This is a genomic window from Sphaerospermopsis reniformis, from assembly GCF_005402885.1.
In the GTDB taxonomy this organism is placed as follows: Bacteria; Cyanobacteriota; Cyanobacteriia; order Cyanobacteriales; family Nostocaceae; genus Sphaerospermopsis; species Sphaerospermopsis kisseleviana.
Window position 1 is genome coordinate 1 of record NZ_BJCE01000214.1, and the last position, 9,369, is coordinate 9,369.

9 protein-coding genes and 1 CRISPR repeat array are annotated in these 9,369 nt (G+C 37.2%); of the genes, 8 read left to right on the forward strand and 1 reads right to left on the reverse strand.

What is annotated here, in order from left to right; genetic code table 11:
• The 8 genes from FFR48_RS21720 to cas6 (FFR48_RS21755) form a co-directional block, all read left to right on the forward strand.
• Nucleotides 1-1,340: hypothetical protein (locus FFR48_RS21720; protein ID WP_137668818.1), on the forward strand; the 1,340-nt coding region annotated here is incomplete at its 5' end.
• Nucleotides 1,333-2,295, forward strand: coding sequence for a DevR family CRISPR-associated autoregulator (locus FFR48_RS21725; RefSeq protein WP_096572931.1), 963 nt, complete (start codon nucleotides 1,333-1,335; stop codon nucleotides 2,293-2,295). The genes FFR48_RS21720 and FFR48_RS21725, both read left to right, overlap by 8 nt.
• Nucleotides 2,276-3,028 (forward strand): hypothetical protein, encoded by a 753-nt coding sequence (locus FFR48_RS21730; protein ID WP_096572932.1) that lies wholly within the window; start codon nucleotides 2,276-2,278, stop codon nucleotides 3,026-3,028. Before FFR48_RS21725 ends, FFR48_RS21730 begins: the two co-directional genes overlap by 20 nt.
• Nucleotides 3,006-4,067 carry a CRISPR system precrRNA processing endoribonuclease RAMP protein Cas6 gene (cas6, locus tag FFR48_RS21735; protein ID WP_096572933.1) on the forward strand — a complete coding sequence of 354 codons (1,062 nt, stop codon included), beginning with the start codon at nucleotides 3,006-3,008 and terminating at the stop codon, nucleotides 4,065-4,067. The genes FFR48_RS21730 and cas6 (FFR48_RS21735) overlap by 23 nt, the downstream gene beginning before the upstream one ends.
• A gap of 36 nt (nucleotides 4,068-4,103) precedes the next feature.
• Complete coding sequence (gene cas4 / locus FFR48_RS21740; protein WP_096572934.1) at nucleotides 4,104-4,688, forward strand: CRISPR-associated protein Cas4; 585 nt, start codon at nucleotides 4,104-4,106, stop codon at nucleotides 4,686-4,688.
• 4 nt (nucleotides 4,689-4,692) lie between these two features.
• Nucleotides 4,693-5,670 carry a type I-D CRISPR-associated endonuclease Cas1d gene (gene cas1d, locus FFR48_RS21745; RefSeq protein ID WP_096572935.1) on the forward strand — a complete coding sequence of 326 codons (978 nt, stop codon included), beginning with the start codon at nucleotides 4,693-4,695 and terminating at the stop codon, nucleotides 5,668-5,670.
• Entirely contained in the window at nucleotides 5,667-5,960 is a 294-nt protein-coding gene (gene cas2, locus FFR48_RS21750; RefSeq protein ID WP_096568703.1) for a CRISPR-associated endonuclease Cas2, read from the forward strand. Before cas1d ends, cas2 begins: the two co-directional genes overlap by 4 nt.
• Nucleotides 5,961-6,170: 210 nt before the next feature.
• A CRISPR array of direct repeats spans nucleotides 6,171-7,252; the repeat unit is 37 nt; unit sequence GTTTCCACATAACTAATCCCCGCAAGGGGACTGAAAC.
• Between the two features lie 96 nt (nucleotides 7,253-7,348).
• Nucleotides 7,349-8,491 carry a CRISPR-associated endoribonuclease Cas6 gene (gene cas6, locus FFR48_RS21755; RefSeq protein ID WP_096572936.1) on the forward strand — a complete coding sequence of 381 codons (1,143 nt, stop codon included), beginning with the start codon at nucleotides 7,349-7,351 and terminating at the stop codon, nucleotides 8,489-8,491.
• Nucleotides 8,492-8,844: 353 nt separating this feature from the next.
• Here cas6 (FFR48_RS21755) and FFR48_RS21760 read toward each other — a convergent pair.
• The coding region (locus tag FFR48_RS21760; RefSeq protein WP_137668819.1) for an IS982 family transposase at nucleotides 8,845-9,369 on the reverse strand (525 nt) is incomplete at its 5' end.

Here is a 9,369-nt window from a genome sequence, read left to right on the forward strand (position 1 = left end):
GTAAATTCTTGGTGGCTTTGTTTACTGCATTTAGTCAGGAAACAGATGATTTCACTAAATTAGTAAACGACTTATTTACCCAAACTACAGGACAAAAATTACCAGAAACAGCAAGTGCCGTAAAAATCTATTTACCAACATCTGTACAAGGGGTGAATCGAATTAAAGCAGACAGCAATAAAGTAGATTCTCAAAAAACAGATTGGTTAAGTTTATGGTTGATTGCTGGGGGTTTATTTACCTTTGGTATATCAGAACGGGTAAAAATAGCAGAACGAGTTTATGATTGGCGTGTTGTTGCGCTTGAACCCCAAGATATTCAACTTACTAAATATCGGGAAGTTTTGGATAAGCTTCGTCAATTTAATCCACCTTCTGGGGGTCATGGTATAGCCCGTTTTGATTCTGAATTAATATTGCGTTTCTGCCAACAATTATTAAATTATCATCAATCTCAAGCTGATGCAGAAACTGATGAATTTGCACTTTTTCAACCAGTGAATCAATTTGTTAGTAACTTTATTGGTACTCACTTTGGTTCTAAGGGTCAAGTTTATGGTGTCAAGGAGGTTTTTACTTTAGGTTTACCAGGGTGGATTAGTCCTAAAAATCATCAAGAACTCACAGATTATCATAATGTTTTAAATGAACATCTATCAGTTATCACTACCTTATCTGCGGAAGAAGGACACAGTGAGTTATTAGCAGCTTATCGGGATTTTATCACTGGTACAAATCTCATAAATTTCTTTCGTTTTCAGGTTAGTTATGCTGATTATGTTGTCAAACGTTTAGCAGACCCCAAAGCTAAATTCTTTCCTCGTTTATTTTCTATCAATGGATTAAACCTCATGGTGAAAAATTTTAACTATCGTCAAAATGATCAAGAATTAAATTTAACGGACATCACTGAAGACCCTGGATTTTTACGCATTGCTAAGGCTATTAATAGTGCCACAGTTTATGCAGGAAAAGACGAACATGGTTGGGATAGAATCTATGGTTTAGCACAACGTTTGAGCAGTCAAGCAGGTTCTAAAAAGGATTTTATCATTGAATTATCATCCTTCATTGCTAGTTATGAAAACGAAAACTTGCGAATTGATGAAGAACTCAAAAAACAAGGTAAACACCGAAGAATTTGGACTACTAAAGATGACTTAGATAGGGTAATCAATCTGATTGAAGAATATGGTTCTAGTTTAGTAGCTAACCTATTAATTGCCTATGGTTATGCTAAGGGTTGGGGTAAATCCAAAGAATCAGATTCAACCGATACCAATGATGGAACAGAAACAGAATTAGATAATATTGCAGAAGGAGAAACCGAAAATGACTAAGACACAATTTCCCGTTTATTCCATTTCTATTAGTGGTTTATTATCTCTACAACTTCATGCTTTAAATAACGAAGGTAACGAGGGTAATCAATCATTAACCCGGCGTTATTATGTAATTCAAAATGGCATGAATGAAGCTGAGTATGTTAATGGTATTTCTGGGGATATGTTCAAACATATTCAATCAGAACATTTACACCGCATAGCTGTAGAATCTGGATTAACTTTATCAGAGGGTAGTAAACAATTAAATCCTGATAGAATTGGTTATGACTTAGAAAAAAATCTCCCAGTTTTCACAGATAAAGATGCTGATTTAGCAGCCAAAACAGATAAAGTAATTCAAATTTGCACTATCAGCGATTTAGAAGGGTTTATGGTGACTGTCAAAGGTGGACAAACTCTCAAACGTGATTCTACCATTGAATTTGGGGCAATTGTTGGTAGACCAAATCAAGTAAAAACCCAGAGTTATTTTCATGCAAAATATGGTGTAGAAAATCCTACTCCTTACAATGTTCAAGTTAGTTCGGGTTTATATGCCACTGTTCTCAATATTGAGGCTTTTAGAATTGGTTATAATCCCCACAATTTTGGTTATAGCATTGATGTTTCTGAGCGTAAAAAACGTCTGGATGCTTTACTAAAAAGTGTCTTGTACACCTATTTACAAACTAATGGTGCAAAACGCAATACTAATTTACCCCATCCTGACAATTTTGAGGGTATAATTACTGTTAGTTCTCGTCGTTGTCCCGCACCAATGTTAAGTGCATTGGAAGATAGTTATCAAAGTCAAATTAAGAGTTTAGCCGCTACTTTAAATAATCTCAACGGTGCTGATACAATCCGTTGTTTTGAATTTGAAAATATGGCTGAATTTGCCGACAAAATTGAAATTTTGATTGCTCAAAGTTTACCTTGGGATAGTGAAAATGCCGAAGCGATCGCCTAAATCGAAATCTTCTCCAACATCAGAAAACGTAACTAAATGGCTAACTGTAACCTATCAACCTGTTAGCCTATTTTCTCTCAAACGTTCTGATGCCACAAGTATGGCTGCTAGGTCTAATTTAGTACCTACTCCTTATGCTATCAAAATGGCATTGTTAAAGGTGTTGTTAGAAAGTCAAGGAAGACAACATTTAACTGATTTTGACGCATGGATTAAAACAGAATTTACTTGGATTCGAGATTTAATCATTTATGTTTGTCCTCCTGAAAAGTTGGTTGTAAATCGCAACGGTTACAAACTTCGTTATTACGACCAAACCGCAGATAAGGCTGATAAAACTCGTCCAACACTACCTATGCAAGATGGTTTTGTATTTCGGGAGTGGGTACATTTACAGGGACATTTACAAATTTGTTGTAGTGCAGGAAACCGTTTATCAGAAATAGAAAGGTTGTTTAGTCAAATTAATTATTTTGGTAAAAAGGGTTGTTTCTTTCAATATTTACCAGATTGCAAACAAGAAACTTCTGAACCTTTATTTCAACCTAATTTAACTACAGGGTTTACCATCCAACCAATGGATGATTTAGGTGAAAAGACCACCTTTAATCGCATTAATCCTTTTTCCACTGATAAAGCACAACTTGGCAAAGACCGAGTAATGAAATCTGGATTTTTACCCTTAAAACTCGTTGCAACTAGCGCCCGTTATGACATTTACCACAGATACTAAAAATTCCAACCATCATACTAACAATAAATTTGCGGGCATTAGTTTAATTCTTAAACAAGTTCTCAAACAGGATGCAAATTCAACAAATTCTGTAGCTTTAGAATCTTGGTTATCAGATATTCAACCTGCACCTGTTTGGATTCCTTTACAGATTCATGATGGCATTACTAAAATTATGCCTGTGTTGCCAGATTCGGGATTATATTCACAACTAATGGCATCAATTTGTCAGTATATATGTGAAGGTGGTGTATCTCAATCTTTCAACTGGAATAATAAATTTTATCAATTTACAGGTGTTGAGGTTGATAGTGATGCACTTCATGTAATTCTCGTTTCTATTTCTGCCAATGAACCCCTACCACCAACATTAGGTAGGGCGATTCATGCCCAATGTCTTCAATGGTTTGCTACTGCTAATCCTGCTTTAGCTGAACATTTACATCAACAAGATATTTTACCATTTACTGTAGCAATACAGTACACTTCACCGCAGAGAATACAGTTAAGAATTACTCTGTTAAAACCTGAACTTTTAGCACCTTTACTGTGGGGATTGAGTCACAATATAGGTGGTGAAATTACTTTAGCGGCAATAACCTGTAGATTAGGTCAATGGATAAATGTTGTGGAATCTAACAGTTTTAAAAAATTGATAGAATTACCAACACAAAATACTATTGAATTGCGGTTTGTATCACCCACCAGTTTTAAGCAACATCAAAATATTCAACCTTTCCCTTTACCGGAGTTAGTATTTAATAGTTTGTTACGTCGTTGGAATCATTTTGCACCTTCAGATTTACAATTCCCTGAAGTTAAATGGCAAGGTTTGGTTTCTGCTTTTGACCTCAAAACCCATGTTTTAAAAATGAAATCTGGTGCTGAAATTGGTTCTGTGGGTTGGGTAAAATACCGTTTTTCAGACCCTGAACAAGCCCGGATTGCTACTATTTTATCTCACTTTGCTGTCTTTTCTGGTGTGGGGAGAAAAACAACTATGGGAATGGGACAAGTAAGAATGAAGAATTTAGAATGAAGAATTTAGAATTACCAATTACCAATTACCAATAAAATGAATGAAGATTATTTACCCTTAGCTTATCTCAATGCTTGGGAATATTGCCCCCGGCGTTTTTACCTGGAATATGTGTTAGGTGAAATGGAAGACAATGAACACATTATTTTAGGTCGTCATATCCACCGTAATATTAATGAAGATGGTACTTTTCAAGATGGTGAAACTTTAGTTCATCAACAACAATGGGTGTGGTCCGAACGTCTCAAGGTTTCCGGTGTTATTGATGCTGTGGAAGAATGTGATGGTCAACTTGTGCCGGTGGAATACAAAAAAGGCAAGATGGCACAACATTTAAACGACCATTTTCAATTATGTGCTGCGGCTTTATGTTTGGAAGAACGCACAGGTAGAAATATTACCTATGGTGAAATATTTTATCATGCCAATCGTCGTAGACAAACTGTGGCTTTTACTCCCCAATTACGACAAATGACTGAACAGGCGATCGCATTAGCTCAAGTTGCCAGTCAAAACAAAATGCCAGCACCTATTGAGCATACCAAAAAATGCCAATCTTGTAGTTTACAACGAATTTGTTTACCCTTTGAAGTCAAACAATTAAAATCTCAGGAATCCTAAAATTATGACTACTTTGTATGTAATTCAACCTGATGCTATTCTTAGCAAAGATTATGAAGCTTTTCAGGTAGCTTTAAAACAAGAAGATGGAACTTGGAAAAAATGTAAAGTCGCTGCTCAAACTGTGAATGAAATCATGTTGATGGGTAATCCCCAAGTAACTGGTGATGCCTTTGCCTATGCTTTAGAATTAGGAATGCCCATACATTATCTTTCTAGTTTTGGTAAATACTTGGGTTCAGCGTTACCTAAATCTTCTCGTAATGGACAACTGCGGTTAGCACAATATCAAGTTTATTATGATCCCGTGAAAAGATTGGAATTAGTGAAAACCATTGTCACTGCAAAAATTCATAATCAATATCATGTATTGTACCGACATAATGAAAAAGATAATCCCCTCAAAGAACGTAAAGGTTTAGTTAAAAATCAACAAACATTAGACCAAGTTAGGGGTGTGGAAGGTTTAGCAGCTAGGGAATATTTCGCTTGTTGGCAGAATATGGTAGGTAAACAATGGACATTTAATGGTAGAAATCGCCGTCCACCAACTGACCCAGTAAATTCATTATTGAGTTTTGCTTATGCTTTATTACAAGGTCAAGTAATGGCAGCAGTAAATGTGGCTGGTTTAGATCCTTATATCGGTTATTTACATGAAGTCCATCATGGACAACCGGCGATGGTGTTGGATTTAATGGAAGAATTTAGAGCATTGATAGCTGATAATTTGGTGTTGTCGGTGTTGCACAAAAAAGAAATTCAACCCCAGGATTTTAATGAAAGTTTGGGTGCTTATCGTTTGAAAGATAATGCTAGGAAAACATTTCTCGAAGCGTTTAATAAAAAGATGAATGATGAATTTAAACATCCGGTGTTTGATTATCGCTGTACCTACAGACGGGGAATAGAATTACAAGCACGGTTATTGAGTCGTCATTTACAAGAAGGTGTACCCTACAAACCATTATCATTAAGATGACAACACATTTTTATCTCATAATTTACGACTTACCAGATAGCAAAGCTGCTAACAAACGCAGGACAAGATTACATAAAATGTTGGGTGGTTACGGGAAATGGACGCAATATAGTGTATTTGAATGTTTTTTAACTGCGGTGCAGTTTGCGACACTACAAACCAAGATAGAACGATTGATTAAATCTGAAGAGGATTCGATTAGAATTTATGTACTAGATGCTGGGAGTGTGAAAAAAACTATTACTTATGGTTCGGAAACCCCTAGACAAGAGCAAGCTATAATCATATAATTGATACATGAGCTTGAATTTTTGGCAAACCGAAGCGGGGGCAAAAACCCTGGGGGGTCCGCCAAATCGCCAGAACCTTGATAATTAAATACTTTCAGCTTTTTGTTAGTTTCAGTTGGCAGTTGACCCGAAGCCTGAAATGAGGTTTTTTGAGAGGTCCGCCAAAATCACTCCTGGAATCTTCCCCCAGACTATGTTTCAGATGGCGGGGTTTCCACATAACTAATCCCCGCAAGGGGACTGAAACATCAGCATATTGTTATCAGCATATTGTTAAAGTTAAAAAAGTTTCCACATAACTAATCCCCGCAAGGGGACTGAAACCTGGGTTGCGATAAGGTAAGCAAGTTCGATTGCGCGACGATGTTTCCACATAACTAATCCCCGCAAGGGGACTGAAACAAGGTCAAACGCAAGGAAACTATTTCTGAGGTTGAAGTTAATGTTTCCACATAACTAATCCCCGCAAGGGGACTGAAACAAGATTACTACAGCCCCATCAAGGCCACAGTAATAGTGTTTCCACATAACTAATCCCCGCAAGGGGACTGAAACATAATCTTCAGAGTGATATCCAACCTGTAGCAAGGTTTCCACATAACTAATCCCCGCAAGGGGACTGAAACATTCCATCATGGCTAGACTGAGCAATGGGGAATTTGGTTTCCACATAACTAATCCCCGCAAGGGGACTGAAACCTGAAAAATTAGACAGACAACGCGCAATCCAAAGTCGTTTCCACATAACTAATCCCCGCAAGGGGACTGAAACTTATCAGGTAACAGTTTGAGGTCTAAAGTGTAATTTTGTTTCCACATAACTAATCCCCGCAAGGGGACTGAAACTAGAATCACCTCATCATGTACTATTGCACTTAATCTGAGGTTTCCACATAACTAATCCCCGCAAGGGGACTGAAACGCCCAATTTAATCCATCCTCATCTAGCAGTTCGACGTTTCGTTTCCACATAACTAATCCCCGCAAGGGGACTGAAACACTATTCTGTTATCGGTTCAGACGTAATCATAAAACGGTTTCCACATAACTAATCCCCGCAAGGGGACTGAAACCATTTACAATGCTTCCCAATGTAGTGGAAGAAATCGTTTCCACATAACTAATCCCCGCAAGGGGACTGAAACCACACATTGTAATCATATTGTGCTACAAAGTGGATGTTTCCACATAACTAATCCCCGCAAGGGGACTGAAACAAGAAAGATCATCATTTACTAAGGGAACTTCCATCACTGTTTCCACATAACTAATCCCCGCAAGGGGACTGAAACAAGTGCGATCGCCAAAAAAACCAATGAAAATAAATCCCCACAAGGGGACTAAAAGAGAGTAGAATCAATGATAATCACAAAATATAACTCAAAATAATGCCAAGAGCAGCAGCATCTAACAGACGAAAAGCCCCAGCCAAAAACACACCTTTAGAATGGGCAGAAAATACCGAATTAATTGGTTTAGTATTTGACTTAGAACCAGCTACTTCCGCATCTTTATATTCTCAATATACCATTGCCCTCCATGCTTGGTTTTTGGATCAAGTACGCCAAATTAACCCAACACTTTCAGCATATTTACATGATGGGGAATCAGAAAAACCCTTTAATATTTCTGCCTTAGAAGGTCAATTAGTTCCTACTGGTAAACAACTACAACTACAAGCAAATAACACCTATCATTGGTATGTTAACGTTTTTTCTCAGCCAGTAGTCCAGTTTTTAAAACAATGGTTAACCCAACTGCCATCAACCATAAATTTAAGAGATGCGGAATTACAAATCAAACAAATAAATATTGTTAACCCACCAACTACTTATCAGCAAATTTTAGCATCATCCACCCAACAACATAATAACATTAATCTCAGTTTTATTTCACCTACCAGTTTTCGCCGCAAAGGACATCATTTCCCGCTTCCAGTTCCCATTAATCTTTTTCATAGTTACCTCAGACGTTGGAATGATTTTTCAGGAATGCCCGTAGAACAAGATGCTTTTTTAGAATGGATAGATGAAAACGTCATCATTCATAAACACAGTTTAGAATCTGTCAAAGTTGCCGCAGGTAAACGGGGTTCTGTCACAGGTTTTACAGGTGCAATTTCTTTAGGATTAGCAAAAAACGCCTTAGCTAACATCGAATTTACCCAATTATTTTATGCTTTAGTACAACTTGCTCCCTATTGTGGTACTGGACATAAAACCACCTTTGGACTAGGGCAAACCAGCTTAGAATGGATAGAACCAAAATCAAATATATCCTCAGAAATTACAACTAATTTATTACCAGAACGCATAGAACAACTAACAGAAATATTCACAGCACAAAGAAAACGGACAGGAGGCGATCGCACTGAAAAAATAGCCACAACTTGGGCGACAATCTTAGCAAGAAGGGAAATGGGGGAATCCTTACAAATCATAGCCCAAGATTTAGAAATACCATACTCTACAGCTAAAACCTACGTTAAATTAGCTCGTCGAATGCTGAAAGATGCCCCTTCAAATGTTTAAAATACCTACAGTTCCCCCACCCCAACGTTAACAATGGTACAAACATTCTGATAAAATTAAACTAATAGCAGAGGTGCAGCCATGAGCAGAGGATTCGGGAAACCCCAGAGAACAAAGTTAGATATATTGTCAGAGTCAGCTATTAACCCAAGTTGCTAGTTATGAGGAAGAGCGATAGCTACGCTGCACTTCGTGAACGCTAGGGTGAAGTTTGGGAAATAAATGGGTCAATAAAGTAATAACCCAAGTAGCCGGTAGAGATTCAAAAGGAAAGAAAGTCATCAAAAATTGACTCCTGGAATGCAGAAGCGACGGTCAGTAATAATGAAATTAAAAGTATGAATAGTAACTGATTAGATAAATGCTTCTTGCAGAGTGAAGGCAAAAATAAATGCCTGAACTTTCAGTAAAAACCCTTGATATGTGACGGCATGAATGGATTTGGGAAAATCACTTGTAATCGAACTAAATACGGTTTCAATATAATGACGAGTATGTTGTTTTATATATTGAATCCAAGGAGGATCTGGACGTTTAGATTTTTGTTTCCGCATCACTTTCAAACTAATTTGACTCGTGTGTTCTAGGTCATCTTCAATGGTGTAATCTGTGTAAGCTGCATCGCCATAAATTTCGCTCCCTGGGGGTAAATTTAGGGGTAAGGCATTTAACCCACGTACATCATTGGCACTTCCAGGTAAAAATACAAATTCCACAGGAATTCTCGTTTTAGTTGTTAATAATTGGACTCGCACACCATAGAAGTATCTTTTTTTCGATGCAATGTAACCCCGGTACTTTTCTGACTCAATTAACTTGACATTAAAAATGCGGATATTATCACACATAGGTACTGGAAATGAGTCTAAAAGATACTC

Excerpts from the sequence above, each read along its gene's own strand:
- FFR48_RS21725 (WP_096572931.1), top strand. The coding sequence starts at position 1,333 with ATGACTAAGACACAATTTCCCGTTTATTCCATTTCTATTAGTGGTTTA.
- cas1d (WP_096572935.1), top strand. The coding sequence starts at position 4,693 with ATGACTACTTTGTATGTAATTCAACCTGATGCTATTCTTAGCAAAGAT.
- cas6 (WP_096572936.1), top strand. The coding sequence starts at position 7,349 with ATGCCAAGAGCAGCAGCATCTAACAGACGAAAAGCCCCAGCCAAAAAC.
- cas4 (WP_096572934.1), top strand. The coding sequence starts at position 4,104 with ATGAATGAAGATTATTTACCCTTAGCTTATCTCAATGCTTGGGAATAT.
- FFR48_RS21730 (WP_096572932.1), top strand. The coding sequence starts at position 2,276 with ATGCCGAAGCGATCGCCTAAATCGAAATCTTCTCCAACATCAGAAAAC.
- cas6 (WP_096572933.1), top strand. The coding sequence starts at position 3,006 with ATGACATTTACCACAGATACTAAAAATTCCAACCATCATACTAACAAT.
- cas2 (WP_096568703.1), top strand. The coding sequence starts at position 5,667 with ATGACAACACATTTTTATCTCATAATTTACGACTTACCAGATAGCAAA.